The sequence below is a fragment of the Taklimakanibacter deserti genome (assembly GCA_003574785.1).
The window spans coordinates 42474-67863 of sequence record QORU01000017.1 but is presented as its reverse complement, the minus strand read 5'-3'; the positions used below and the strand labels follow the sequence as shown (position 1 = coordinate 67863).

General features: G+C 63.8%; 24 protein-coding genes. 12 read left to right on the top strand and 12 right to left on the bottom strand.

Annotated features, from left to right (window positions below; genetic code table 11):
• Positions 1-43: 43 nt before the first annotated feature.
• Genes DS839_RS29580 through DS839_RS29550 form a run of 7 tightly spaced genes read right to left on the bottom strand, consistent with a single transcriptional unit; the run spans position 44 to position 8570 of the window.
• Positions 44-2092: a hydantoinase/oxoprolinase family protein gene (locus DS839_RS29580; RefSeq protein ID WP_162918885.1), complete on the bottom strand. Its 2049-nt coding sequence runs from the start codon at positions 2090-2092 to the stop codon at positions 44-46.
• Positions 2093-2094: 2 nt separating this feature from the next.
• Complete coding sequence (locus tag DS839_RS29575; protein ID WP_119274120.1) at positions 2095-3138, bottom strand: branched-chain amino acid ABC transporter permease; 1044 nt, start codon at positions 3136-3138, stop codon at positions 2095-2097.
• Between the two features lie 3 nt (positions 3139-3141).
• Entirely contained in the window at positions 3142-4023 is an 882-nt protein-coding gene (locus DS839_RS29570; RefSeq protein WP_119274119.1) for a branched-chain amino acid ABC transporter permease, read from the bottom strand.
• Positions 4020-4745, bottom strand: a complete 726-nt coding sequence (locus tag DS839_RS29565) for an ABC transporter ATP-binding protein (protein ID WP_119274118.1) — start codon at positions 4743-4745, stop codon at positions 4020-4022. Before DS839_RS29565 ends, DS839_RS29570 begins: the two co-directional genes overlap by 4 nt.
• Complete coding sequence (locus DS839_RS29560) at positions 4739-5500, bottom strand: ABC transporter ATP-binding protein (protein ID WP_119274117.1); 762 nt, start codon at positions 5498-5500, stop codon at positions 4739-4741. The genes DS839_RS29565 and DS839_RS29560 overlap by 7 nt, the downstream gene beginning before the upstream one ends.
• A gap of 32 nt (positions 5501-5532) precedes the next feature.
• A complete protein-coding gene (locus DS839_RS29555) occupies positions 5533-6708 on the bottom strand; it encodes an ABC transporter substrate-binding protein (protein WP_119274116.1) in 1176 nt (391 codons plus the stop codon).
• A gap of 59 nt (positions 6709-6767) precedes the next feature.
• The gene (locus DS839_RS29550) at positions 6768-8570 is read right to left on the bottom strand and encodes a hydantoinase B/oxoprolinase family protein (RefSeq protein WP_119274115.1); all 1803 of its coding nucleotides are present in this window, start codon (positions 8568-8570) and stop codon (positions 6768-6770) included.
• Between the two features lie 193 nt (positions 8571-8763).
• On the opposite strand from DS839_RS29550, the gene DS839_RS29545 reads away from it, so the two are divergent.
• Genes DS839_RS29545 through DS839_RS29530 form a run of 4 tightly spaced genes read left to right on the top strand, consistent with a single transcriptional unit; the run spans position 8764 to position 12613 of the window.
• Positions 8764-9810 carry an ABC transporter substrate-binding protein gene (locus DS839_RS29545; RefSeq protein WP_119274114.1) on the top strand — a complete coding sequence of 349 codons (1047 nt, stop codon included), beginning with the start codon at positions 8764-8766 and terminating at the stop codon, positions 9808-9810.
• Between the two features lie 34 nt (positions 9811-9844).
• Positions 9845-10939, top strand: a complete 1095-nt coding sequence (locus DS839_RS29540; RefSeq protein ID WP_119274113.1) for an ABC transporter ATP-binding protein — start codon at positions 9845-9847, stop codon at positions 10937-10939.
• Entirely contained in the window at positions 10932-11816 is an 885-nt protein-coding gene (locus DS839_RS29535; RefSeq protein WP_368911990.1) for an ABC transporter permease, read from the top strand. Before DS839_RS29540 ends, DS839_RS29535 begins: the two co-directional genes overlap by 8 nt.
• Positions 11813-12613, top strand: coding sequence for an ABC transporter permease (locus DS839_RS29530; RefSeq protein ID WP_119274111.1), 801 nt, complete (start codon positions 11813-11815; stop codon positions 12611-12613). The genes DS839_RS29535 and DS839_RS29530 overlap by 4 nt, the downstream gene beginning before the upstream one ends.
• On the opposite strand, the gene DS839_RS29525 is transcribed toward DS839_RS29530, so the two are convergent.
• The 4 genes from DS839_RS29525 to DS839_RS29510 are packed head-to-tail and all read right to left on the bottom strand — an operon-like array spanning position 12610 to position 16051.
• A complete protein-coding gene (locus tag DS839_RS29525) occupies positions 12610-13275 on the bottom strand; it encodes an RraA family protein (RefSeq protein WP_162918884.1) in 666 nt (221 codons plus the stop codon). The two genes, DS839_RS29530 and DS839_RS29525, sit on opposite strands and share 4 nt — an antisense overlap.
• 22 nt (positions 13276-13297) lie before the next feature.
• Positions 13298-14491 (bottom strand): acetylornithine deacetylase, encoded by a 1194-nt coding sequence (gene argE / locus DS839_RS29520; protein WP_119274109.1) that lies wholly within the window; start codon positions 14489-14491, stop codon positions 13298-13300.
• Complete coding sequence (locus DS839_RS29515; protein WP_119274108.1) at positions 14488-14898, bottom strand: Zn-ribbon domain-containing OB-fold protein; 411 nt, start codon at positions 14896-14898, stop codon at positions 14488-14490. The genes argE and DS839_RS29515 overlap by 4 nt, the downstream gene beginning before the upstream one ends.
• Positions 14891-16051 carry an acetyl-CoA acetyltransferase gene (locus DS839_RS29510; protein WP_119274107.1) on the bottom strand — a complete coding sequence of 387 codons (1161 nt, stop codon included), beginning with the start codon at positions 16049-16051 and terminating at the stop codon, positions 14891-14893. The genes DS839_RS29515 and DS839_RS29510 overlap by 8 nt, the downstream gene beginning before the upstream one ends.
• Before the next feature lie 233 nt (positions 16052-16284).
• Here DS839_RS29510 and DS839_RS29505 point away from each other — a divergent pair, with 233 nt between their 5' ends.
• Complete coding sequence (locus tag DS839_RS29505) at positions 16285-16998, top strand: TetR/AcrR family transcriptional regulator (RefSeq protein ID WP_119274106.1); 714 nt, start codon at positions 16285-16287, stop codon at positions 16996-16998.
• On the opposite strand, the gene DS839_RS29500 is transcribed toward DS839_RS29505, so the two are convergent.
• Entirely contained in the window at positions 16971-18209 is a 1239-nt protein-coding gene (locus DS839_RS29500) for an aminotransferase-like domain-containing protein (RefSeq protein ID WP_162918883.1), read from the bottom strand. The two genes, DS839_RS29505 and DS839_RS29500, sit on opposite strands and share 28 nt — an antisense overlap.
• Positions 18210-18362: 153 nt before the next feature.
• Between DS839_RS29500 and DS839_RS29495 the strand changes: the two genes are divergently transcribed.
• From DS839_RS29495 to DS839_RS29465, 7 genes are all read left to right on the top strand, one after another.
• On the top strand, positions 18363-19265 hold the full coding sequence (locus DS839_RS29495) for an SDR family NAD(P)-dependent oxidoreductase (protein ID WP_119274104.1): 903 nt from the start codon (positions 18363-18365) through the stop codon (positions 19263-19265).
• Entirely contained in the window at positions 19262-20104 is an 843-nt protein-coding gene (locus DS839_RS29490) for a MaoC/PaaZ C-terminal domain-containing protein (protein ID WP_119274103.1), read from the top strand. The genes DS839_RS29495 and DS839_RS29490 overlap by 4 nt, the downstream gene beginning before the upstream one ends.
• On the top strand, positions 20097-21719 hold the full coding sequence (locus tag DS839_RS29485) for a class I adenylate-forming enzyme family protein (protein ID WP_162918882.1): 1623 nt from the start codon (positions 20097-20099) through the stop codon (positions 21717-21719). The genes DS839_RS29490 and DS839_RS29485 overlap by 8 nt, the downstream gene beginning before the upstream one ends.
• A gap of 10 nt (positions 21720-21729) precedes the next feature.
• Entirely contained in the window at positions 21730-22146 is a 417-nt protein-coding gene (locus tag DS839_RS29480; RefSeq protein WP_119274101.1) for an FAS1-like dehydratase domain-containing protein, read from the top strand.
• Positions 22143-22556, top strand: coding sequence for a MaoC/PaaZ C-terminal domain-containing protein (locus tag DS839_RS29475; RefSeq protein ID WP_119274100.1), 414 nt, complete (start codon positions 22143-22145; stop codon positions 22554-22556). The genes DS839_RS29480 and DS839_RS29475 overlap by 4 nt, the downstream gene beginning before the upstream one ends.
• 10 nt (positions 22557-22566) lie before the next feature.
• Positions 22567-23034: a GNAT family N-acetyltransferase gene (locus DS839_RS29470; protein WP_119274099.1), complete on the top strand. Its 468-nt coding sequence runs from the start codon at positions 22567-22569 to the stop codon at positions 23032-23034.
• Positions 23035-23486: 452 nt separating this feature from the next.
• On the top strand, positions 23487-25346 hold the full coding sequence (locus tag DS839_RS29465; protein WP_119274098.1) for an ABC transporter ATP-binding protein: 1860 nt from the start codon (positions 23487-23489) through the stop codon (positions 25344-25346).
• Positions 25347-25390 lie beyond the last annotated feature (44 nt).

Below are 25390 nucleotides of genomic sequence, written 5' to 3'. Positions count from 1 at the left end.
TCCCTTGCCCCGCTGGCGGACCTTTTTACAAAGGCAACTTATCCTAGTCGAGCTCGACCAGCAAATTGCCTTGGCGGTCGATCTGCCCTTCCTGCTTGTCGAGCAGCAGGATCGTGGTCGTGGGCAGTTCGAGCACGGCGGGTCCCGTGAGCCTGGCGCCGGCGCCGAAGGCCGCCGCGTCATAGACCGGCACGTGGCGGAAGTCCGCACCGAGATAGATCTTGCGGCGCGACTTCGGTTTGATCTTGTCACGCTGCCGCGGCACCGCCGCCCCGCGGCGCTTGCGGCCGCCGGTATCGCCGATCGCTCTCACCTTCCAGGTGGTGAACTCGACCGTGTCGGCTTCGTCCTTGATGGTGTAGATGCGCTCGTGCTGGGCGTGAAAAGCGGCGACCAGGCCGGCGAGCGCCCCTTTGGCAAGCTTGCCCTCGGGGCTTGCGAACGGCACCTCGATGTCCCAGGACTGGTAGAGATAGCGACCCTGGAAGGCGAATTCGAAGCGCTGCGACTTGGCCGCGATACCCGACCGCTTCAGGAAAGCGGCACCTTTCCGCTTCAGCGACGCGAGCAGCCGGTTGACTTGGGCGAGATCGAAATGGCGGTCGGTGGTGTTCAGCGTTCCCGTCTCCTCCCAGCGCACATCGGAGATGAGCCCGCCATAGGCGCTCAACCCCGCCGCGAAGCGCGGCACCATGAAGCGCTTGATGCCGAGGATGCGCGCCATGTCGCCGATGTGGCAGGCCGTGGCGCCGCCGCCGCTCACCACATAACTGTCGCGCGGATCGATGCCCTCATTGACCGTGATGTCCTCGATCGCGCCGATCATGTTGTGATTGGTCGTGGTGTAGATGGCATAGGCCGCATCGACCACGTCGATACCGAGCTGTTTGGCGATCTTGCCGACCGCCGCCTCGGCCTTGGCGCGATCGAGCTTGATCCGCCCGCCAAGGAAATAATCGGGATCGATGATGCCGAGCACGACATTGGCGTCGGTGACGGTGGGCTCGGTGCCGCCGCGGCCATAGCAGGCGGGTCCCGGCACGGCGCTGGCACTATGCGGGCCGACCTTGAGCAGGCCGCCGGCATCGACCCAGGCGATGGAGCCGCCGCCGGCGCCGACCGAGCGCACGTCGATCTTGGGGATGCCGAGCATTTCGAGGCCGAAGGTCGCTTCGGGCGTCACCACCAGATGGCGGTTGCGCAAGGCCGACACATCGAAGGTCGTGCCGCCCATGTCGACCACGATGACATTGCTCTCGTTGGTCAGATTGATCGCCGCGATGGGGGCGAGCGTCGGTCCCGACATGACGCTGTAGATCGGCCGCTCGATGATCTCCTCCGGCGGCATCATGCCGCCGACACAGTTGGCGATCAGCAATTCGCCGGCATAGCCCGCCCGCTTCAGCGCCCCGGTGAGCTTCTCCACATAGTCGCTGACGATCGGGAAGAGCGATGCATTGACCGCCGTCGAAATGGTCCGGCGATATTCGCGCGGTATCGGATTGAGCTCATGGCTGAGGGTGACGGGGATGCCCGGCAGTTCCTCCTCCAGGATCTCGCGCACCCGCTTCTCATGGGTGGAATTGACGATGGACCACAACAGGCAGACGGCGATCGCCTTTACCCCACAGGCTTCGAGATGGCGCGCCGCGGCGCGAACGTCGTCCTCCGCCAGCTTCTCGATCTCGTTGCCCATCGCATCGATGCGGCCGCGCACCTCGCAGGTCCGGCTCCGATGGATATAGGGCGGCGGGAAGTCGACCTTGATGTTGAAGGCCCGTTTCCGGGGCGATTCGCGCAAGGTGAGGATGTCGGGATGGCCGGCATTGCAGATGAGGCCGGTGGGCGCGACCTTGCCTTCGACCAGCGCGTTGGTCGACACGGTGGTGCCGTGCACGATCATGTCGGTCTTGGCCAGGAACTCGGCCAGCGACAAACCGTGGCTGTCGGCCGCAACGGCGAGGACGTCGATGAACCCCCGCTCGAACTGGCCTGGCGTCGTCGGCGATTTATGGATCTCGAGATCGGCGCCTTGGCGATGGAGCACGAGGTCGGTGAAGGTGCCGCCGATATCGATGCAAGCGACGAACATGGTCATCCTTCCTGTTTTGCGGCCATCGGACGGCTCGCGGCATGGCGTCGGGGCAGCCCGATCTCATAGCTGCCGAGAAGACCCTCAGGCCTGAGGATCAGGATGGCGAGCAGGATGACCGCGAGCGCGATCTCCTGCAAACCGGGGGGTGCTGCGATGGTCACATCGCCGAGCGACACGCCACGCTCGATGGCGCGGAACACTTCCGCCACGAAGGCGATCACGGCCACCCCCAGGCACGCGCCGGTGAGGCTGCGCATGCCGCCCGCGACCAGCATGGTCAGGGTGACGAAGGTGAGGTCGAGATAGAAGCTGTTGGCCGTTATGGTGCCGATGAAATGGCTGAACAGCACGCCGCCCAAGGCCGCCACCATGGCGCTGAGCACGAAGGCGATCAGCCTTTCGCGTTCGAGGTCGATGCCGGTCGCGGCCGCGGCAACCTCGCTCTCGCGCGAGCAGCGTAGCATCAGGCAGTGCCGCGTCATGGCATAGAGGGCGGCGACGACGATGGCGATGGCCGCGCCGCCGAAGGCGACCCACAGGCCGGTGAAGCGCGGCAACCCGACCAGCGCCTGGCGGCCGCCGGTGACCTGCTGCCAGTTCGAGGCGATGACATAGGTGATGACCAGGAGCGCAAAGGTGGCCATGGGAAGTGCTATGCCGCGCAGCCGGCAGAGCGGCCAGCCGATCAGGAGCGCGATGAGGCCGACGGCGACAAGGACGATCGGCAGCGCCACCGGCCATGGCAGCTGCAGCGCCTCGAGCGCTGCCGGCAAGGCGAGCAGAGTGTGCTTGCGTTCGGGCGACAAGGTGAGGATCGCCGACATGTAGCCGCCGATCGCCATGAAGGCGACATGGCCGAAGGAGAACACGCCGGAATTGCCGACGAAGATGTAGAGGCCGACCACGACGATGAGCTTCACCAGCGCCTCGATGACGGTGCGCTGCATGGCGGGCGGGACCTGTGTCGCGACCAGCACGACGGCGAGGAGAATGGCGATCAGGATCGCGGCGGTGTGGAGCGGGCGGAATATCGGATCGTTCATAGCCTACACCCGATCCCTGTCGGCACGGCTCATCAAGAGGCCGTCCGGACGCCAGAAGAGAAACAGGACGAAGATCATGAAGACGAAGGCGTCGCGATAGGGCCTCAGATCCGCCGGCAGGTAGGCCTGCAACGAGACCGAGATGATCCCGACGAGGAAGCCGCCGAGGGCTGCGCCGGCGACCGATCCCATGCCGCCGATGACCGACGACACGAAGGCGATCAGCACCATGTTGACGCCCATCTTGTAGGAAACGGAGCCCGTCTGCGCCACGAGATAGAACGACACCATGCTGGCGAGGATGCCGGAGATCGCAAAGGCGAAGGCGATGACGCGGTTGGCGCGCACGCCGACCGCCCGCGCCATGGTGAAGTCCTCGGCGGCGGCGCGCATCTGGAGGCCGATGCGCGAGAACCGGAAGAAGGCGACGAGGCCCGCCATCAGCACGAGCGTGGTGATGATGGTGACGATCTGGAGGCGCGGCACCCAGAGGCCGAGGAATTCGACACTGGTGCCGAGCTCGGGCAGGAAGGGCACGCCCATGGCGCGCGACCCGAAGATCATGAGCACGACATGCTGCACCAGATAGGAAACGGCGAAGGACGAGATCAGGAGGGTCGCCGGATTGGCCTTGCGCAACGGCCGGAACGCGATGCGCTCCATGCCGAGCGCCAGCACGGCGGTGACGATCAGAACCGCCAGGATCACCACCAGCAGCGGCTGCGCGACCAGGCCATAGAGGGTGAAGCCGCCGGCCATGATCAGTTCGCCATGGGCGAAGTTGATCAGCCGCATGACGCTGAAGATCAGGCCGATGCCGAGCGCCGCCAGCGCATAGACCGCGCCGAGACTGACCGCATCGATCGCGTTCTGAGCGAAGTTCATGCCCGTCCGGCCTCGCGCGAAACACCGAAATAGGCGGCGTCGAACGCCGCCGTGCCGGCAAGCTCGGTGGATTTACCCGACATGGCGATGGCGCCGAAGCTCAGCACATGGGTCCGGTCGGCCGCGGCGAGTGCGCGCGACACGTTCTGCTCGACCACGAGCACGGTCACGCCGGACTGCCTGAGGTCCAGGATCGCCTGATAGACCTGGTTGACGACCAGCGGCGCCAATCCCAGCGACGGCTCGTCCAGCAGCAGAAGCCGGGGACGCGCCAGCATGGCGCGGCCGATGGCCAGCATCTGCTGCTCGCCACCCGACAGCTTGTTGGCACGCTGGCGATAGCGCTCCTTGAGCACCGGGAACATGGCGAGCACACGCTCGGTGTCGGACGCGATCTGGGGCCAATCGCGCCTGACCGTCGCACCGAGCGCCAGGTTTTCCGCGACCGTCAGCGAGCCGAAAATGTGCCGGCCTTCCGGCACCAGCGATACGCCTTCCGACACCAGTATCTCGGCCTGCTTGCTGGCGATATTCTTACCGGCGAATTCGATTGCGCCCGAGCGCGGCTTGATGAGCCCGGCGATGGCGAGCAGCAGGCTCGATTTCCCCGCGCCATTGGGCCCGATGACCGCCACGATCTCGCCTTGCGCGATGTCGAAGGAAACGCCACGCACCGCCGCGATGCTGCCATAGGCGACGTTGAGATCGACGACCTTCAGCACGCCGCCTCCTCGCCGAGATAGGCCCTGCGCACTTGGGCATCGTTCTGGATTTCACCGGCCGTGCCGATAGCGAGGGTGCGGCCGAGCTGCAGCACCTGGATCCGGTCGCACAGCCTGAACACCAGCGACATGCGATGCTCGATGAACAGGATGCCGCAGCCGAGCCGGGCGATGATGCCCTTGATGATGTTGTGGAGCTCGTTGCACTCGACGTCATTGAGGCCGGCTGCCGGCTCGTCCATGAGCAGGAAGCGCGGCCGCATGGCAATGGCGCGCGCAATGCCGGTCAGGCGCACGTCGCCGAAAGGCAACGTGTCGGCCCGGCGGTCGGCCTTCGCCGCAAGCCCGATCTCGGACAGGATCCGGGCCGCCTCGATGCGGGCCTCGCGCCGTCCCAGGCCAATGGCGACGCCGCCCGCTTCGACATTCTCAAGCACGCTCAGCCCGCCGAAAGGCAGCACGCTCTGGAAAGTCCGCACCAGGCCGCGGCGGCTGCGTTCGTGCGGCTTCCAGGCGGCGATGTCGATGCCGCCCAGGCGCACGCTGCCCCGCATGACCGTCTGAAATCCGGTCAGCACGTTGATCAGTGTCGTCTTGCCCGCCCCATTCGGCCCGATGAGCCCCAGGATCTCGCCAGGCTCAAGCGTGAGACTGACATCCTCGATGGCACGCAATCCCTGGAAGTCGACGACGACGCCGTCGACGTCCAGGGATGAGGCGGCGGACCGTGAATATTCGGCGGAAGGCACGTTCATGATGCTGGGCGATCCGAACTGCTGCCGCGCTCTTACTTCGGCATCTCATGGGCCTTGATGACGTCTATCACATTGCCGGGCTTGCCGTCTTTGACCTCGAGGAGAATGAGGTCGCGCTGCATGTTGATATGCGTGTCCTTGGTGAAGGTCGTCGGACCCGCGAGCAGCGGCTCGTCGACGAAGGTCTGCAGCACATCGCGGACCTTGTCGGCCTCGAGCGTGGCGGCCTTCTCGACCGCCTTCGTCCAACCCTGGATGACGCTATAGCCGGTGAGCGCATGCGAGGTGACGGGCCGCGCGCCGAATTTGGTCTGGAACTTCGTCATGAACTCGGCGACTTGCGGCCGGGGATCGTTGCCGAACACCGAGCCATAGGTCACGAGGTAGGCATCGTTGAGATTGGGGACCGCCTCCAGCCAGAAGTCGCCGTCCCAGGATTCCGACAGCAGGAGAGGCTGGTTCACGCCGGCGGCGCGCAACTGGCGCATGGCGCTGGCGCCGCCCGGCGGAAACGAGCTGAGGACGACGAAGTCCGGCTGTTTGGCAAGGCCCTTGATGCGCGTGATCTGGCTGGCGATCTGCGGATCCTCGCCGCCGAACGTATCCTTTCCGGCGAGCCCTTCTGAGCCGGCAAGCTCCTTCCAGCGCCGCTCGAAGAAGTCGGCGAAGCTCGCATCGAAGGCGATGCTGGTGTCGAGAAGTATATAGGCGGACCGCCAGCCCTTGACGTTGTAGGCCCATTCGGCCAGCGCCACGGCCTGGCCCGGCGCGCCGGTTGCCATGGTGAAGGCATTGGGACCGATGCCGGAAGGACCGAATTTGGGATCGCCGGCGCAGGTAGAGAAGGTGATGAGCCCGGCGCCATCGGCAACCGATGCGGCAGCGCTGCCATAATCATAGTCGCAGGTGACGACCACCATCTGGGCGCCCTTGTCGATGACGTCCTGGGCGGCGGTCGAGCCATAGGCGATATCGGACTTGGTGTCCGAATAGATGATCTTGAGCTGGCGCCCGAGGAGCCCACCCTTGGCGTTCAACTCGTCTATGGCGATCTCCATCGCCTTGGCCGGACCTTCGTCATAAGGTGCTATCGCGCCGCTCTTGGCGATGGCGGCGCCGATGACGACCGGCTCCTCTGCCCAAGCGCAGGACAGGCCGGCAACCAGCATGGCTGCCGCCAAGCCGGTTCTGATAAGATGGTGCTTCATATCGTTTCCTCCGTGGTTTTCGTTGGCGGGAATCGGTGCAAGGCCGTTCCCTTTTTTGGTCAGGCAGTCACGACTTGGCCGCGCAGCTTCGCTGTCCGGGTCCGGTCGATCTCGTAGTCGATGCCGTTGGCGGCGAGAGTCAGCGCGACGCCGAAAATATCGACCGCCGCGCCGACGCTGAGCCACTTGCGATTGACGTCCTCGGCGACCCGCTCGGGCGCGCGAAGCCTGGGATCGCCATAGCCGCCGCCGGCGCAGGAACGATAGAGTGCGGCCTCGCCGTCGGCGAAGCTGCCGTTGTAGAAGTCCGGCAAGCGCTCGACCTTGCCGCCGGCATCGCGCCGCCAGGTGCCGCAATGCGCGCCTGCCATGCCGCCGAGCACGCCCTTGGCCGGGAAGGTGCCGCCGTCACCGCAGACATAGAGCGTCATGCTCCCGGTCAGCGACCGGTAGGAACCTTGAACGGCCGGTGCGCCATTCCAGCGGCCGAAGCCCATGCTGTCCTCGCTGATGCGCCGTTCTTCGATCAGGATGGGATAAGTGGCTTCGTCCACTTCGACCGAGTCGGTGACCATGATGCCGTTGCCGACCGAGCACTCATAGGTGAGCCAGCCGTCATGGCCGTGATTGGCGGGACCGCCCGAAAGTGCCAGCATCAGCTGGGTGATATATTCGACTGGCTCCTCGCGCCTCTTGTCGATGCCGGAGACGACGCCGAGCGCGGCGGAGAAATTGCCCCCGCCTTCGGCCATGCCATAGGGCTCGCCGATTTGCGAGAAGGCGCATTGCACCGCATTGGCGAGGCGCTCATTGACGTTGCTCGTGGCGCAGGAGGTGCCCGTCGGATGGCTGGGCCTGCCGACGACGCAACCATCGCGCAAGAGCGGCACGATACGGCTGGAGCTGCCCTCATTATGCGGCACGCCGGCGTCGAGATTGTAATATACGCCGATGCGACAGGAGGCGACCGCGCAGGCCTCGGTGAGATTGAGCCCGCCCGGCACGCAGTCCGGATTGTCGCGCACATCGACGGTGATCAGCCCCTTTTTCGGATCGACCGTGACCTTGGCCTTGATGGGGATGCCCTCATCGGCGACGCCCGTCACCGGGTCGTGCCTGACCTCATAGACATAGGTGCCGGCCGGCAGCTCTCGGATCGAAGCGATCGCCCGGCGCTTGCCATAGTCCATCCATGCCTCGATGAAGTCGCGCACCGTGTCGATGCCATACTGCGCCACCAGCTCCTTGAGGCGGCGCTCGCCCGTCCGGCAGGCGCCGACCTGGGCGCGATAGTCGCCATGCCAGATATTGCTGACGCGAATCTTCTGCAGCCCGATGCGGATCAGGTCTTCCTTGTCCTTGAAGTTCTCCTGGATGCGCACGCACGGGAAATGCACGCCCTCCTGATAAAGGGTCGCCGCGAAGGGCAGATAGGTCGAAGGCTCGGGCGCCCCGATGTCGGCATGGTGCGAGCGCGACAGCGTCCAGAACAGCGGCGTTCCCTCAAAGAAGACCGGCACGCACAGCGTCAGGTCGGCATGATGGGTGACGCCGTAGAAGGGACTGTTGTTGAGGAAGGCATCGCCTTCCTTTACATCGTCGAAGAGCTCGGTGATCGGCTTGGTGGTGAGCTCCAGCGCATTGACATGGATCGGCAGCGCCTCTTCCACCGAAATCAGGCGATGATCATAGGTGAGGATGCCGCAGGACATGTCGCGCGCATTCTTGATGACGCTCGACCGGCTGGCCTTCATCACCGTGTTGGTCATTTCGCGGATGATCGATTCGAAGCGGCTGGACAGCACCGCCAGCAGTGTCGGATCGAACGCGGCCACCTTCTTGGCTCTGCCCGACCGCGCCATCCTCCAGCCCTCCGATGAGATAAACCATCCTGCCGCGCAGCGCCTCTCGAACGGCATCCGCAACCTTGCGAAGAAGACGTTAAAATGAATATGAAGTCAATATCAATTCCATGATAAAAATGATATTGACTTCATATTCATTTTGTGACAGCAATTTGTGCCATCGGGGACATATCCACAGCGGGGAAACATCATGAAGCCTCGGTCATGCAGATTGTTAGCCGGCTTTCTCTTGTTCACGTCACTGTCTGGCTCAGCCGCCTTCGGCGAAGAAACCCTGGTCTATGCCGGCTATGGCGGGACCTACCAGGACGCCGTTCGCAAGGCGGTCCTCGAGCCCCTCGCCAAGGAGATGGGCATCACCATTCGCGAGGAGACGATCTCATCGCTTGCGGATGTGAAGGTCCAGGTCGAGGCGGGAAGCCCGTCGATGGATATCTCCGAGCAGAACGTCAATGATTGCCTGACGGGCTCGCAGCAGAATCTGTGGATGCCGCTCGACTACAGCGTCATCAAGACCGACGGCATAGACCCCTCGGTCGTGAAGAAGGATTGGATTGCCGGCTTGACCAACTGGTCGACCGTCATGGCGTACAACACCAAGAAATTCGGTGACAATCCACCCAAGAGCTGGGCCGATTTCTTCGACGTCAAGAAATTCCCCGGCACGCGCGCGATGTGGAACAACCCCTATCACAACATCGAGATCGCGCTGCTTGCCGACGGCGTCACCGCCGACAAGCTTTATCCGTTGGATCTCGACCGGGCCTTCAAGAAGCTCGCCGAGCTGAAGCCGCATATCACCGTATGGTACACATCGGGCGGCCAGGCGACCCAGCTTCTCACCGACGGCGAGATCGAATTGATGCCGTTCTGGAACGGCCGCGTGTCCAAGGTCATCGAAGACGGGGCTCCGGTCGGCATGACCTTCAATCAGGGCATTCTCGCCTTCGATTGCACGGTCGTCCCGCGCGGGGCCAAGAATCCGGCGCTCGCGATGCGGGTGCTGAACCGGCTGCTGGCCCCCGATCTCCAGGCCGCCATTCCCAAATTCATCCCCTATGGCCCGGTGAACAGCAACGCTTTCGCCAACAATCTCATCAGCCCCGAGCTCGCTGCCCGCTTGCCTTCCTCGCCCGAAAATTTGAAGCTCCAGGTTCTCGTGGACGACGCCTGGTGGGGCGACCTGAAGAACGCCGAGAAGGTGCAGGAGCTGTGGACCAAGCTGGTGCAGGAATAACAGCGTTCCGGGCTGAGCGGCCGGCCTCTCCGTGATGGTCGCCTCCGCCCACTCCCTGCCGATCCGCATCACATCGGTCGCCAAGAGCTATGGCAGTGCCGAAGCTCTGTCCGATGTCAGCCTGGACATTCAGGCCGGCGAATTCCTGACCCTTCTCGGGCCCTCTGGCTCCGGCAAGACGACGCTGCTGATGGCGCTGGCCGGCTTTGTCCCCTTGGATTCCGGCAGCATCCTGTTCGGCGACAGAGACGTCACCTTAGAGCCGCCGCACCGGCGCAATGTCGGCATGGTGTTCCAGAACTACGCGCTGTTCCCGCATATGACGGTTCTGGGCAACGTCGCCTATCCGCTCAAGCTGCGCGGCCTGACCGGCGCCGAAGCCGCCGTGCGCGCCGAGGAAGCTCTGTCGCTGGTCCAGCTCGGGGGCTTCGGTGAACGCCGGATCCACGAGCTGTCCGGCGGCCAGCAGCAGCGGGTGGCCTTGGCCCGCTCGGTTGTGTTCGAGCCCCCGATCCTGCTGATGGACGAGCCCTTATCCGCGCTCGATCGGAAGCTGCGCGAGACCATGCAGGCCGAGATTCGCCGGCTGCACGAGCGCGTCGGCGCCACGACGGTCTATGTGACTCACGACCAACATGAGGCCTTGACGATGTCGGATAGAGTAGCGGTGCTCAAGGGAGGCCGCCTGCAGCAACTCGACCGACCGGATCGTCTCTATGATCATCCCAACAATGTCTTCGTGGCCGACTTCATCGGGCATTCCCATTTGCTGCCCACCGAAGTTAAGGGCGGCCGCGTCTATCTGCGCGGGCATCCGGTCAAGCACAACAAGACACCGGTTCCGAACGGTCCGCTGGTCCTCATGCTGCGGCCGGAGAGAATGGAAATCCTCATCGCCGGGCAAGACCCCGACATGAACGAGCTCAGCGGTGTCGTGCAGCGGCATGCGTTTGTCGGCGATGCCTTGATGCTCACCGTCTGTCTTTTCGGCGAGACCGTCATCACCGTCAAAGTGCCGCGGCTGCGCGGGCTGTTGGACAGCGTCCCCGATCCAGGGCAGCCGATCCGTCTCGGGCTCCATCGCGACGATACGATACTTCTGCCGGCCGAAGGCGATGACCATGGGTGACGAGAGGCTGAACGCGGCAGCGCTCCGGCGGCAATCGCGAAGAGCCTATTGGACGCTCCTGTCGCTCAGCTTCCCGGCCATGGCGCTCGTCTCGGTCATTCTGTTCGTCCCGATCGCCTGGCTGTTCTCGCTCTCCTTCGTCGGCGACGACGGGCAATTGTCGCTCGTCCACTACCAGCGGATGATCGATCAGCCATCCTACCGGACCGTCTTCTCGACCACATTTATTCTGAGCCTGACGGTGACCGCCTGCACCGTCGCCATCGGCTATCCGCTGGCCTATCTGCTCTCGAAGCTGTCGTCCAGGACCGCCAATCTCTGTCTGCTCGCCGTGCTCTTGCCGTTCTGGACGTCGCTTCTGGTCAGGACCTATGCCTGGCTGGTGCTGCTGCAGCGCCGCGGCCTGATCAACACCACGCTGCAGAGCACCGGTCTCATCGATGATCCTTTGCCTTTGGTTCACAACTTCACCGGCGCGGTGATCGGGATGACACACATCATGGTGCCGTTCCTGGTTCTGCCGCTCTATGCCTCGATGCGGGCCATCGATCCTTCGCATATGCGGGCGGCCGCCAATCTCGGCGCTTCGCCCATGCGGGCGTTCTGGGACGTCTTCGTCCCTCTCTCCATGCCCGGCCTGTTCACCGGCATGTCTCTCGTCTTCGTGCTGTGCCTCGGCTTTTACGTGACGCCCGCTTTGCTGGGCGGCGGCCGGGTGATCATGATCGCCATGCGCATCGACATGAACCTCCGTCTCTACAACAGCTGGGGTGCTGCCAGTGCCTTGGGTGTGGTCCTCCTTGTCGCCACGGGACTCGTCCTTTACCTGACCGCGCGCCTGACGCGCTTGAGCTTCGGTTCGGGGGCTTTCAGATGAGATCGTCTTTCCGTTCGGCCGATAGCCCTCGCCCGTGGCTCTGGATCGTCGCGGGCTTGGCCATGATGTTCCTGCTCACCCCGACCTTGCTGATCATTCCGATGTCCTTTTCCAACGCCAACTATCTTGCCTTTCCACCCCCCGGCTGGTCGTTGCGCTGGTATGCCGCCTACTGGGACTCGCTCGAATGGACCGCTGCGACCTGGGTGTCTCTCAGGATCGCCATTACCACGACACTTGTGGCGACGCCGCTGGGCACTCTCGCCGCCTATGGCCTGTGGCTGAGCCGCGGCCGTCTGGCCAACATCCTCTTCGCCGCTCTGGTCGCGCCGTTGGCGATCCCCGTGATCTTCATCGCGATCGGGGTGTTTTACGTCTATGCGCGTTTGGGACTGCTTTACACGACCTTTGGCCTGGTGATCGCCCACACGACCCTGGCACTGCCCTTCGTGGTCTCGCTGGTCGCCTCGGCGCTCAAGAGCTTCGATGCCAATCTCGAAAAGGCGGCCCGGAGTCTCGGCGCACCGCGCTGGCGGGCCTTCATCGACGTCACATTTCCGCAGATCCGGTTCTCGGTCATTTCCGGGGCGCTGCTGGCGTTTCTGACCTCCTTCGACGAGATCATTGTCGCCCTGTTCATTTCGGGAGGCTCGACCGAAACCCTGACGCGCCGGATGTTCACGACGCTGCGCGATCAGATCGATCCGACGATCGCCGCGATTTCCACCATCCTGATCGGCATATCGACCGGCTGCATCCTGCTCGTCCAGATCCTGCGGTCGAAGGACAAGGGCTAGACGGCCGCCGGGACGCTGAACACATCGACCAACGACCGGCCCTTGGCGAGCTCGCTCGTCCATTCTTCTTCCATGCCCAGGCGCTCCTCGGCCCGAGCCAGAAGCGTCTCAGCCTCCTTGGCGGGGATGATCGCCAGGCCGTCATTGTCGCCGAGCACGATATCTCCCGGCCGCGCCGCGATACCGCCGAAGACGATCTCGCCATTGACCGCGCCGCGCTCCTTGCCGAGCGGTCCTTTCGCCGTGTTCCCCAGCGCAAACACCGGGAAATCGTCCCAGCTCGCAATCGTATCGATGTCACGGACGGCACCGTTGATGACGAGCCCGGCGATGCCCTTGCGCCGTGCCGTGCCACAGAGGATTTCGCCGCAATAGGCCGTCTGCAGGCAGCCGCCGGCATCGACGGTCACGATCGTGCCTGGCGCGGCCAGGTCGATCGCATGCAGCACCGGCCCGAAATCGGAGCGCTCGCACCAGGCCGTCACCGCCTGGCCGACGAGGCGTGTGCCGAGGGCAAGAGGCCGCAACGGCCTGATCCGCGGATCGGCGATGACGCGGCCGCCGCTGATGTCCGATATGATGGTCACGGGAATGCGCTTCCATGCGGCGAGCGTTCTTGAGTTCAGAGCTTTATGGCGAGTGGCATGAACGATCGTCGGCATCAGTGCTCTCCTGGACAAAGCGTTAGTGCCATGGCAACCCGGCATATTCCAGCTGCGTGGCGAGCCGGTCGATGAACAGGCGGCAGCGCTCGACCTCCGTGAGCGCGATATATTCGTCCGGCTTGTGCGCCTGCGCGATCGAGCCGGGGCCGCAGACGACCGAGGCCACGCCGGCAACGGTGCTGAATAGCCCCGCTTCCGTACCATAGGCGACCTTCGCGTGATCGTTGCGGCCGGCGAGCTGCTTGACGAAGGTCACGGCGGGATGCTCGGGCTCTGTCGCCAGACCGACGAAAGGAACGATATCCTCCACCACGATGGCGGCCTCGGGTGCCACGGCCTTCATGCGCGGCAGGACGACCGTCTCGGCATATTCGCGGATCTGCTCGATCAACGCCCGCGCATCGACCTCCGGCAACGAGCGGATGTCGAAGCCGAATTCGCAGCGGTCGGGAATGATATTGAGGGCCGTTCCGCCGGAAATGGTGGTCACCGACAGCGTCGAATGCGGAACGTCATAGCCGTGGTCATGCGGTCCCGACTTCGCATGGCCGAGCGACAGGCCCTGGATGTAGCTGATGAGCACCGCGGCATGCTCGATGGCGTTGACGGCCGACGGTGCCAGGCTCGAATGGGCGCTCCTGCCGGTCACGACGACGCGGAACATGCCGCCGCCCTTATGGCCGATGATGACCTGCATGCTCGTCGGCTCGCCCACGATGCATAGAGCCGGCTTGAGCTCCATCGCCGCGATGCGGTCGACGAGGCTCTTGACCCCGGTGCAGCCCAGTTCCTCGTCATAGGAGATCGCGATGTGGATCGGCGCCTTGAGACTGCGTTCCACGAGGTTCGGCACGGCCGCGAGCACGATGCCGATGAAGCCTTTCATGTCGCAGGCGCCGCGCCCATAGAGGCGCCCCTCGGCTTCGCGCATCAGGAACGGATCGCCGGTCCAGGCCTGGCCCGTGACCGGCACGACGTCGCTGTGGCCGGACAGGATGACACCCGCGACATCGGCGGGCCCGATCGTCGCCCAGAGATTGCCCTTGCTGCGCTCCTCGTTCCACAGGATGTCGCTCGCGATGCCGTAGCGCGCCAGATAGGCCTGGACATGGGCGAGCAGCTCGCCATTGGAGTTGCTGGAAACGGTTGGAAAGCCGATCAGGTCGCCGATGAGCGCGATGCACTGCGCCGTCGAGCCTGTCCTCACCGTCATGATCGCGACCCGGCCAACCTGAACACCGGCAGCGGCGGCAAGCCGTCCCTGGCGCGCCAGGCGAGCGCGACACGGTCGCCGATCTCAGCTGTGCTCGCCTCGATATTGGTCAGGAGCCGCGGCCCCTCGTCGAGATCGACGAGAGCGAGAAGATAAGGCGGCGTCAATTCGTCCGACACCGGTATGCGGACCGTGGTCAGAGAATAGATCGTGCCAAAACCTTCGACCTCGACCCAACCCAGCGTTCCGCTCTCGCAAACGAGGCAGAACGGCCGCGGATAGAACTGGCGTGCCCCGCAGGCGGTGCAGCGCTGAACGATGAGCCGCCTTTCGGCGCAGGCTTGCCAGAACGGCTCGGTCGTCGGATCGGCGGCGCCGAGATCCGAGAAGGATGTCTTGTCAGTCACGGGCGAGCACCACGGTCGAGGCCGTCGAGAAGGCGAGGCCGCCGGTGCCGTGCGCCACGGCGATCTCGGCGTCAGGCACTTGCCGGTCCAGGGCTTCGCCGCGCAGCTGGCGCACCGCCTCGACGATGAGCAGGATGCCGAGCGCGCCCGGATGGCAATAGGAGAGACCGCCGCCCGATGTCATGGACGGCAGGCTACCGCCCGGCCTGAGCCGTCCCTCCGCGACGAACGCCCCGGCCTCGCCCTTGCCGCAGAAGCCGAGATCTTCGAGATAGAGCAGCACGGCATGGGTGAAATTGTCATAGGGCTCGAACACATCGATATCGGAAGGTTTGACCCCGGCCATCGCGAAGGCGTCGCGGCCCGAGGCGCGGCCGGGCGTCACGGTCAGGTCCGGGCATTGCGCGACATGCCATTGGACGTGGCTCTCACCGGCCCCCAGCACGCGGATCGGCCGCTTGGCGGCATCGCGCGCCCTCTCCTTGCTCGTCACGACGACGACGCCGCCGCCATCGGTGATGAGGCAGCAATCGAGCTTGCGCAAGGGATCGCACAACATGGGCGACGACATGACGTCGGCAATGGAGAGTGGATCGCGCACCCAAGCCTTCGGGTTGAGCGCCGCCCATTGCCGCGCGGCCACGGCGACCTCAGCCAGATGCTCGAGCGTGGCGCCATACTGGTGCATGTAGCGCGCGGCGCTGAGCGCGTAATGGCCGATGGGAAAGTGGATGCCGTATGGCGTTTCGAACTGCGCCGAGAGCGAGCCGTCGAGCGCCGGCGCGGCCTTCTTGCGGTTGCGGCGGCTGCGCTGGCGCGAGGCATAGCCGATGAGTGCGACTTCGCAACGCCCGGCGGCGATGGCCGCCATGGCATGATGCACGAAGAACTCGAAGGAAGCGCCGCCCATGTCGGAAGACTCGGCATAACGCGGAGCGAGGCCGAGATATTCGCCGAGCTGCACCGATCCCTCTTCGCCCATATAGTTGGTGAAGAGCGCATCGACATCGCGCAAGCCAAGGCCCGCTTCGGCCAGCGCTTCCCGCGCCGCAAGGGCGACCATCGAGAATTCGCTCTGATCGAGGACCTTGCCGAGCGCCGTCTCGGCGACCCCGGCGATATAGACGGGCGAGGTTGTCAGGGCATGCGGCATAAGAACAACGAAACTTTTCCCCTGCCCGCCAAAGGGCACGTGATCACGAGTACCGCGGCGAACCACCGCTGAACGGAGCCCACCGCTTGCATCAGGCTGCGGAATCAGAGATCATTACAATATGAATATGAAGTCAATATCAATTTTTGCACGATTTTCCCGCCCTGCCGCCGCTCGGCAGGATATTGATAAACAGCAATCCGGGTGCAATATCGCCTCGGGAGGGTTTTCCTATGGCGCAGCAGGCCAAGCAAGAACCGAAATCGGCGGCGCAAGCCTATCAAGGCATCAAATACGCCGATCACCTGGCCGGCGGCCTTGAGACGCTCGCCTTTGGGTCCAAGGGCGACCGCACGAAATATCGCCTGAAGATCGCCGCCGCCCGCGCTTTGGAGGAAATCGGCTACCAGGACACCAAGGTCGCGGACATCTGTGCCTATGCCCAGGTCGCGCTCGGCACCTTCTATGTCTATTACCGCGACAAGAACGCGATCGCGATCGAGGTCGTGCTGGAATTCGACGAGTTTCTCTATGAGCAGGCCAAACAGGTCGGCCGCGGCACGACCGAGTTCGATGCGATCCTGAACACCAACCGTGCTTTCGTCGCGGCCTATCGCACCAATCCGGGTCTCTTGCAGTGCCATGTCCAGCTGCAGAGCCAATTACCGGAATTCCGCGAGCTATGGCGGCCGCGGCATCAGAAGTGGATCGAGAACCTGGCGCGCTCGATCGAGCGGCGCGGCAACTACAAGGAAAATCTGCCGGGCTCGCCGCTTGCGGTCGCGCATGCCCTGGAAAGCATGGTCTTCCACTATCTCTATTCGATCATCGTCGGCAAGGATGCCCTGTTCAACGAGGAGGACCCCTCGCACGCCGACGATCTCGCTCTCATGCTCTCGACCCTTTGGTACCGGGCCGTCTATGGCAAGGATCCGCCGGTGCGCTGAACCCTAGGCTTCGTCCTTAGGGAATTGGAGTCGAGATAGCGCCGTGTCGCCAAGGCCAGCCGCGCGATTCCTTCTTCCAGCACGGCGGGCGCGTTGCGGGTGAAATTTACGCGAATGGCCGAGCGCAGCCGCCCGTGAGGATCGAAGACGCTGCCGGGAACGAAGGCAACCTTCTCCGCCACCGCATGCTCGTAGAGCGCGTCCGTATCGATCGCCGGATTGCGGCTGCGCATCCACACGAACATGCCGCCGGGCGGGGTCTCCCATTCGAACCATTGACCGAGCTCCGTGGCCGCGGTCGTGCACAGCGCATCTCGCCGCTCGCGGTATTGGTGCACGACGTGCGGCACATGCGTCTGTTCCAGGCCCGCTTCCAGGAGCTCGAGAGCCACCGCCTGGGTCAGCATCGAGCTCGCCAGGTCCGCCGATTGCTTGGCAAGGACGAGCGCCTGGATCAATTCGGGCGCGGCGACCGCCCAGCCGACGCGCAGTCCGGGGACGATGCTCTTCGACAGGGTTCCGAGATAGATCACCGGCCCCTGATAGGGCTCGGCCTTCTCCATGCGGCCGTGGAGCTCGAGGATGCTGGGTCCCACCGCGCCGTCGAGTTGCAACGGCAGGTAGGGATCGTCCTCGATCAGCCACGTGCCCGCTTCCAGCACCTTTTCGAGCAACGCTTGCCGCGCCGCGGTCGAGACAAGTGCGCCGGTCGGGTTGGAATAGTTGGGCACCGTATAGACGAACTTGGCGGCGCGCAGCACATCCACGGTAGTGACTCCGTTTTGGACCCAGTCGAGAGCCTCATAGGACGGAAGCCGGGGCCGCCAGGCATCGAGTGCCCCGACATAGGTCGGGTATTGCGCGACGACGCGATCACCCGGATCGATGAGTATCTTGCCCAGGAGGTCGAGCCCCTGCATCGCGCCCGCGGTGAGGAGCACATTGTCGGTCGTGACAGCGCAGCCGGTCTGCCGCGCCATCCTCTCGGCGATGTGCTGGCGCAAAGGCAGGAAACCCTCGACCGGACCATAGTCCAGGGCTTTGGCACCCCAGCGCGCCAGCGCCCGTCCCGTGGCATGAGAGATGGCCGCCGCGGGATAGAACTCGGCGGCAGGCAGGCCACCCGCCATGCTGATGAAGTCGGGCCGGACGCCGAAAGACAGGAACTGCCGGGTGATATCGTTGCTGGCGGAGATCCAGCGCGAGAACATCGGACGGGATGTTGAGCGAGAAAGCGCCATCGCCTGCAAGCCTCGTATTGCGTGCTGCATCCTGGCCGCGGTCACGGACTGGGAGCACAAAATTGATATTGACTTCATATTCATTTTGTTTAGGACAGTCAACATTGGCGGGAGATGCAGCTGATGACGACGCGCCGGCTCGAAGGAAGAATTGCGATCGTCACCGGCGCCGGCCGCGGGCTTGGGCGTGCCTATGCCCTGGCTTTGGCCCAGCAGGGCGCAGCCGTCGTCGTCAACGATCTCGGCGCCGATCTCAACGGTGTCGGTCGCGATGCCTCCCCGGCGCAATCGGTCGTCGATGAGATCTTGGGCCAGGGCGGCAAGGCCCTGGCGAGCGGCCACGATGTCGCCGAATGGGCGGAAGCGAAGTCGCTTGTGGAGACGGCCATATCGACCTTTGGCGGTCTCGATATTCTCGTGAACAATGCCGGCATCCTGCGTGACCGGCTCTTCGCCAACATGTCCGAGGCGGAATGGGACACCGTCATCCGCGTCCATCTCAAGGGCCATGCCGCGCCAGCCCGCCACGCCATGGAGTTTTGGCGCAATCAATCCAAGGCCGGCCGGAAGGTCATGGCCTCCATCATTCATACGACGTCGCTCGCCGGCCTCGTCGGCAGTTTCGGCCAGGCGAATTATGCCTCGGCCAAGCTTGCGGTGGTCGGCCTGGCGCGTACGCTGGCCTTGGAGGGTGTCCGCTACGGCGTGCGTTCGAACGCCGTCTCGCCTTCCGCCCGCACCCGCATCGAAACATCGCTGCAGCCGCCGCCGGACGGTGTCTTCGACGTTTTTTCGCCCGACAATGTCGCGCCGTTGATCTGCTGGCTGGCGCTGGCCGACTGTCCGGCGACCGGTCAGGTGTTTCAGGCCTATGGCAACCGCATCGAGATCATCGCGCCAAGCGCCATCGAGGTGGATATTCGCACCGAAGGCCGCTGGCAGCTGGAGGCCGTGGAACAGGCGCTGAACCATCGGCTGCCGAAGCTTCCGCGGCTCGGCGACTTCGTCGAAGGGCTGCCGCAATGAGCGCGAGCGCCGCGACGACCGCAGCCTTCCCGCTCGGCTTTTCGCGGAGCTCCGAGGAGTTTCGCACCAACAGCCACAGGCTGGCGCAGTTCGCGCGCGCGGTGGATGACGAAAACCCAAGGCACCTCGCCGGCGAATTCGCCCCGCCGGTGTTCTCGCACATTCCGGTCATGCAGAGCATGGTCGAGGTGCTGCAGAGGGCGACACCCGATTTCGTCCTGCATGGCGAACATGATTTCTTCTTCCACGCGCCGATCGTGCCGGGTCAGCGCCTGTTCAGCACTTCCGTCTTGGCGGGCATTCGCGGCAACAAAGCCGGGACGGCCTTCATCATCCGATCCGACACCTCGGCCCATGACGGCACGCCGATCTGCACGCAATACAGCACCTGCTTGCGCCGCGGCGAGACGTCGGCGCCGGCGCTGGGAGAATTCCCGCCGTCACGCCCGCTGCCGGCGAAGCAGAATGCCGCGCATTCCCACTATGCGTTGGCCCCCGACCAGACGCGGCGCTACGCCGACGCGGCCAGGGACTACTCGCCCTATACGATCGATCCTGCCGCGGCCGCCAAGGAGGGCTTTCCGGCGCCGATCGTGCATGGCATGTGCACCCTCTCCTTCGCCGCCCGCGCCATCGTCGATATCCATTGCCGCGGGCTGACCCCGCGCCTGCGGCGCCTCGGTTGCCGCTTCGCCCATCCGCTCTTCCTGGTCGCCGGCCAGACGCTCACCATCGAGCACTGGACTGACGTGGACAATCTGATCGGCTTCGAGGCGATCGATCGGGCCGGCAATGTCGTCATCAGGAACGGATATGCCGAGATGTATGAGCATGCCTGACCGGCCGGACGCCTGGGTCAGGCATGAGAATGTCGCGCCGGACTGGTCGGCGGTACCGCAAGCGACGGTGATCGAGCTCCTCCACAAGGGCTGCCGGGAAGACCCGGAGCGCCCCGCCATCATCATCGAGGACGGTCCGGCCCTGACAAGGCGCCAGTTCCTCGATCGCTGCCAGCGCTTCGCCGGATATCTGAGCGCGATCGTAAAGCCGGGCGACCGTGTGGCGGTCATGCTCGACAACCGGCTGGAATTCATGATCGCGCTGTTCGCCGTCATCGCGAACCGCGGCACGCTGGTCTCCGTTCCTCCGACGGCCATGGCCGTGGATGCCGGCCATATCATCGGCGACGCGCAGCCGGTTGCCGCCATTGTCGGAAACCCTCAGCTCACCATCGTCACGGCCGTGCAGGCCGGCGCGCCGTTTCTCCGGCACATCCTCGTGGTCGATGGCGAGGAGCCGGACGGTCTTGCCGCCTATGAGAATGCCGCCGAAGCCCTCGACTTCGCCACGGTCGAATGCGCGCGCGAGGACATCATCACCGTCTACTATACATCGGGCACGACGGGCGCGCCGAAAGGCTGCATGCTGCATCACGGCTGGTGGCTGCGCGTCATCGACATCGACCTTCGCTTGTTCAGGCGCGGCTGGCAGGATCGCCAACTCTGCTGCCTGCCCTTCTATTATGCCGATCCCGCTTTGCAGCTTCTGACGTCGCTCGCCTCGCGCGGCACGCTCATAGCGATGCGCCGCTTCTCGGTATCGCGCTTCTGGGACGTCGTGGCGAAATATGATGCGACCGAGGTGCTCTCCATCGCCTCCATTCCAGCGCTCCTGCTGAAAGGCGAACCGCGGCTGGCCGAGCGCGATCACCGCGTCCGCCTTGCCATCCATGCCGGCCTGCCGAAGGAGCTGCACCAAGATCTGCTGCGTCGCTATGGCTTTCACTGGCACAACCAATATGGCAGCACCGAGGGCGGCCTGATGAGCCGGGTGCCCGACCACCTCGCCGATGAGCTCGTCGGCACCGGCACCATGGGCGTCGAGCCGCCGGGCGTCACCATCCGCCTGGTCGACGACAATGACCGTGATGTCCCTTTGGGCGAGCCCGGCGAATGCCTCATTGGCGGACCCGATCTCTATGCCGGGTATCTCAACCGGCCGGAAGTGACGGAAGAGGCGAATCGCGGCGGCTGGTATCATTCCGGCGACCTCGCGCGCCGCGACGAGCGCGGCCTGCTCTATTTCGTCGGCCGCAAGAAGGAGATCATCCGCCGTTCCGGCGAGAACATCTCCGCCGCCGAGGTCGAGGGCGTCCTGCGCTCGCATGCGAAGGTGGTCGATGCCGCCGTCGTGCCGGTCCCCGATCCGTTGCGCGGCGAGGAGGTCAAGGCCTATGTTCAGCTGAAGCCGGGGGAAAGCCTGCCGCCCGAAGAGATCATCGAATTCTGCAGGGCGAACCTCGCCGGCTTCAAGCTGCCGCGCTTCATTGAATACAGGGAGACCGACTTCGAACGCACACCGTCCATGCGCATCCAGAAGCAGGCTCTGCTCAAGGCAAAGACCGACCTGCGTCAGGGCGCGTGGGACCGCGAAACGGGACAGATCATAGAGTAACGGCACGTGCATGATCGCAGCCGGCGACATCATCGAAGAGTGGGATTTCACCGTCGAACCGGGGAAATTGAGGGAATTCGCGCGCGCCGTGCATGATGTGCACTGGCAAGACAGCGACATCGCCCCGCCGACCTTCCCGGTCGTCGCTTCGGCGAACTTCGTCGAGCGCCTCGTCACCAGCCGGCTGGCGCTCGATCGGTCGCGCACGGTGCATGGTGAGCAGCGCTACGACTATTTCGAACCGTTGAGGGGCGGCGACCGTCTGCGCTGTACCGCCCGCCTGGTCGGCGAGGAGATCAAGACCGGGCGGCGCGGCGGCAGCATGCGCGTCATCACCACCATGGTGGAATTCCGCTCGATCGCAACCGGCAGGCTCGTATGCCGCGAGACCATGACGTCGATCGAGAAGGCGGCGGCCGAACCATGACGCTGCCCTGCCCCGCCCCGATCGTCTATCCGGCGCTGACCCGCACCGACCTCGTGATCTATGCCGGCGCGTCGGGCGACTTCAACCCGCTGCATCACGACCTTGACTACGCGAGGAATGCCGGCCTGCCCGACGTCATGGCGCACGGAATGCTGTCGGCGGGCCTCTTGGCTTCCGCCGTGACGAAATGGTTTGGCGCCGGAAGCGTCGCCAGCTACGCCGTGCGTTTCCTCAAGCCGGTATGGCCGGGCGATGTGCTGGCCGCGCATTGCCGCAAGCTGGAGATGAGCTCGGTGGAGAACGGCAAACCGGTTGCCTGTGCCGAGCTGGAACTTGTCCGCGCGAATGGTGATGTCGTTCTGGCCGGCACGGCACGCCTGACAGAGACCGCCGCCATATCCCATTCATGAAAGGCTCGTGATGTCCAGCAAGCCCCTCATTATACGCCCGGCGGAAGCCCATGACCGGGATGCCTTTCTGGAGATGTGGCGGGATTTCGTATCACTCGCCCCCGATGAGCCCGGCAATCACCAGATGGGTGAAACCAACTGGCGCCGGATCATGGATCCCGATCACGGCCTCGAATGCATCGTCGCCTTGGGCGACGACGGCGCACCGGCCGGCTTTACCCTCTTCCTGCCCTTGGCCTTCACCTGGAGCACTGGCGATGCCTGCTATCTGCAGGACATCTATGTGCGGCCTGAGAGTCGCGGCAGCGGCATCGCCCAGGCCATGATCGAGCATTTGCGGCAACTCGGCCTCAAAGCAGGATGGTTCAAGATCTTCTGGATGACGCAGGCCGACAACATTGCGGCCCAGCGCGTCTACGACAAGGTCGCCAAGCGCATGGACTATCTGCGCTACGACCTCAATGTCTGCGCGCCCTAAATACCCGGCGCTCTAGCTAGAGCGGGATGAGATTAAGCGTGGTCATATCCGGCGTTGGCGAAGTAATTTAAGCATTCCTTTGATGTATGAGGTGGCGAGGATGTGCCAGTGGCCTTTTCCAGAGCATCTATTGTGCGGCGTGCAGCCAATGCTTGAGCTTAGCGCTGGCCGATGGTGCTGGTGCGCCTGTCCAAGGCGCATCCGAAGCAGGTGAGATCGCTGCTGCTCCGGTCCTGGAAGGCGACCGCGCCCGAGAGCCTCGTCAGAGCTTTCGAGAGAAACTGAGGCGTGAACTTCGCACGAGATGGGCCGAAACTCACGATCAGATCTATGATCAATGGCAAATTGCCATAATGCTGGTATGTGTGGTTTCAAAACTCTGCACAGGAATAGGTTGATTGCCGCGCCAATACAGCCATGGTGGGAGAAAGGCCCCGGGATCGTTCGAACGCATGCCTGACCGGTCATCCCTTTCGTCCACCACGTCTTTCAAAGAGCGGCTAGGGGCCCTCAAAAACGTCGGCCCCTTTCTCGCGATGGTGTGGCAGACAAGCCCTGCTCTCACCTTGGCCACTTTTCTGCTCCGGCTCACTCGCGCACTTCTGCCGGTAGCAACGCTCTATGTAGGCAAGCTGATCATCGACGACGTCGTGTTGCTCGTCCAGATGCCCAACAAGCCGCAGACCCTCCAGGATTGGTTTCAGGCCGGGCATTTGAATCGGATCGCTCTGCTCCTGGTCGCGGAATTTGCACTCGCCGTGCTCTCCGACGTGCTCGGCCGGGTTGTCTCCCTGATCGACAGCCTTTTGTCGGAACGCGTGACCAACGCTTCAAGTGTGCGTTTGATGGAGCACGCGGCGACGCTCGATCTCGAGGATTTTGAGGACGCGGAGTTTCAGGATCAGCTGGAGCGGGCCCGACGCCAGAGCAGTGGCCGAATGACGCTCATGGCGCAATTGTTCGGTCAGGCACAGGACGTCGTGACCGTTGCAAGTTTTGCTGCCGGGATGATTCTCTATGCCCCTTGGCTGATTGCTTTCCTGCTCCTGGCGTTGATCCCCGCATTCCTGGGTGAGGCGCATTTTAACGCCCAAAGCTATTCTCTCGATTACAGGCGCACGCCGGAACGGCGCGAGCTGGATTACGTCCGGCAAACCGCCGCAAGCGCCGAGACCGCCAAGGAAGTCAAGATCTTCGGCTTGAATCGGTTTCTCATAGACCGATACCGGCAGCTTTCAGCCGCCTTATATGCCGCCAATCGTCAGATCGCTGTCCGACGAGCCGGGTGGGGAGGCCTCTTCACCGCCATCGGCACTATCGGCTACTACTGCGCTTACGCCTATATTGTCTGGCAAACCCTCACGGGCGCCTTCACGGTCGGCGACCTCACCTTTCTTGCGGGATCCTTCCGGCGGCTGCGCAATCTTCTCGAAGGTCTTTTAGCCGGGTTTTCGATCACCGCCAGCCAGGCGCTCTATCTCAACGACTTGTTCTCTTTCTACGAGATCAGCCCGGAAATCCGCTCACCCGAGAATCCTCGTCCCTTTCCGCGCCCGATCCGCGATGGTTTTGCTTTTGAGGATGTCGGCTTTAGATATCCTGGCGCCAAGCGATGGGCCGTCCGCCATCTCAGCTTTGCTCTGCATGCGGGTGAGGTTGTGGCACTCGTTGGAGAAAACGGCGCCGGCAAGACGACTTTGGTCAAGCTCCTGACACGTCTCTATGATCCGGACGAAGGGCGAATTCTGCTCGATGGCCATGACTTGCGCGACTACGATCTTGACGCACTGCGCAGCAATATGGGCGTGATATTTCAGGACTTCGTCCGCTACAACCTCACGGCCGGCGACAACATAGCGGTTGGCCGTGTCGAAGCGCGCGATGATCATGCCCGTATCGAGCGCGCCGCGGTCCGCAGCGGAGCCGATGAAGTCATCGCCAGGCTTCCCGCAGGCTATGGTCAAATGCTCGGAAAGCGATTCAGGAAAGGGGTCGAGCTTTCCGGCGGCGAATGGCAAAAAATCGCCATCGCCCGAGCCTATATGCGGGAAGCGGAGGTCCTCATCCTTGATGAGCCTACCGCCGCATTGGATGCTCGCTCCGAGTTCGAGGTTTTCAAGCGGTTCAAGGAACTCAGCACAAGCAAGACGGCCATCCTGATTTCCCACAGATTTTCAAGCGTGCGCATGGCCGATCGTATTCTTGTTCTTGCGGACGGAAAGGTTGAGGCGTCCGGCACTCACGAAGAACTGATGTCCCAATCTGGCCGCTATGCAGAGCTTTTCGAATTGCAGGCTGCCGGCTATCGATAACCGCCGCTCGAGTGGCCGAGGCCTTTCGCTGCTTCAGTCGACAT

Excerpts from the sequence above, each read along its gene's own strand:
- DS839_RS29580 (WP_162918885.1), bottom strand. The coding sequence starts at position 2,092 with ATGTTCGTCGCTTGCATCGATATCGGCGGCACCTTCACCGACCTCGTG.
- DS839_RS29575 (WP_119274120.1), bottom strand. The coding sequence starts at position 3,138 with ATGAACGATCCGATATTCCGCCCGCTCCACACCGCCGCGATCCTGATC.
- DS839_RS29570 (WP_119274119.1), bottom strand. The coding sequence starts at position 4,023 with ATGAACTTCGCTCAGAACGCGATCGATGCGGTCAGTCTCGGCGCGGTC.
- DS839_RS29560 (WP_119274117.1), bottom strand. The coding sequence starts at position 5,500 with ATGAACGTGCCTTCCGCCGAATATTCACGGTCCGCCGCCTCATCCCTG.
- DS839_RS29555 (WP_119274116.1), bottom strand. The coding sequence starts at position 6,708 with ATGAAGCACCATCTTATCAGAACCGGCTTGGCGGCAGCCATGCTGGTT.
- DS839_RS29550 (WP_119274115.1), bottom strand. The coding sequence starts at position 8,570 with ATGGCGCGGTCGGGCAGAGCCAAGAAGGTGGCCGCGTTCGATCCGACA.
- DS839_RS29545 (WP_119274114.1), top strand. The coding sequence starts at position 8,764 with ATGAAGCCTCGGTCATGCAGATTGTTAGCCGGCTTTCTCTTGTTCACG.
- DS839_RS29540 (WP_119274113.1), top strand. The coding sequence starts at position 9,845 with ATGGTCGCCTCCGCCCACTCCCTGCCGATCCGCATCACATCGGTCGCC.
- DS839_RS29535 (WP_368911990.1), top strand. The coding sequence starts at position 10,932 with ATGGGTGACGAGAGGCTGAACGCGGCAGCGCTCCGGCGGCAATCGCGA.
- DS839_RS29530 (WP_119274111.1), top strand. The coding sequence starts at position 11,813 with ATGAGATCGTCTTTCCGTTCGGCCGATAGCCCTCGCCCGTGGCTCTGG.
- DS839_RS29525 (WP_162918884.1), bottom strand. The coding sequence starts at position 13,275 with ATGCCGACGATCGTTCATGCCACTCGCCATAAAGCTCTGAACTCAAGA.
- argE (WP_119274109.1), bottom strand. The coding sequence starts at position 14,491 with ATGACGGTGAGGACAGGCTCGACGGCGCAGTGCATCGCGCTCATCGGC.
- DS839_RS29510 (WP_119274107.1), bottom strand. The coding sequence starts at position 16,051 with ATGCCGCATGCCCTGACAACCTCGCCCGTCTATATCGCCGGGGTCGCC.
- DS839_RS29505 (WP_119274106.1), top strand. The coding sequence starts at position 16,285 with ATGGCGCAGCAGGCCAAGCAAGAACCGAAATCGGCGGCGCAAGCCTAT.
- DS839_RS29500 (WP_162918883.1), bottom strand. The coding sequence starts at position 18,209 with ATGTTCTCGCGCTGGATCTCCGCCAGCAACGATATCACCCGGCAGTTC.
- DS839_RS29495 (WP_119274104.1), top strand. The coding sequence starts at position 18,363 with ATGACGACGCGCCGGCTCGAAGGAAGAATTGCGATCGTCACCGGCGCC.
- DS839_RS29490 (WP_119274103.1), top strand. The coding sequence starts at position 19,262 with ATGAGCGCGAGCGCCGCGACGACCGCAGCCTTCCCGCTCGGCTTTTCG.
- DS839_RS29485 (WP_162918882.1), top strand. The coding sequence starts at position 20,097 with ATGCCTGACCGGCCGGACGCCTGGGTCAGGCATGAGAATGTCGCGCCG.
- DS839_RS29480 (WP_119274101.1), top strand. The coding sequence starts at position 21,730 with ATGATCGCAGCCGGCGACATCATCGAAGAGTGGGATTTCACCGTCGAA.
- DS839_RS29475 (WP_119274100.1), top strand. The coding sequence starts at position 22,143 with ATGACGCTGCCCTGCCCCGCCCCGATCGTCTATCCGGCGCTGACCCGC.
- DS839_RS29470 (WP_119274099.1), top strand. The coding sequence starts at position 22,567 with ATGTCCAGCAAGCCCCTCATTATACGCCCGGCGGAAGCCCATGACCGG.
- DS839_RS29465 (WP_119274098.1), top strand. The coding sequence starts at position 23,487 with ATGCCTGACCGGTCATCCCTTTCGTCCACCACGTCTTTCAAAGAGCGG.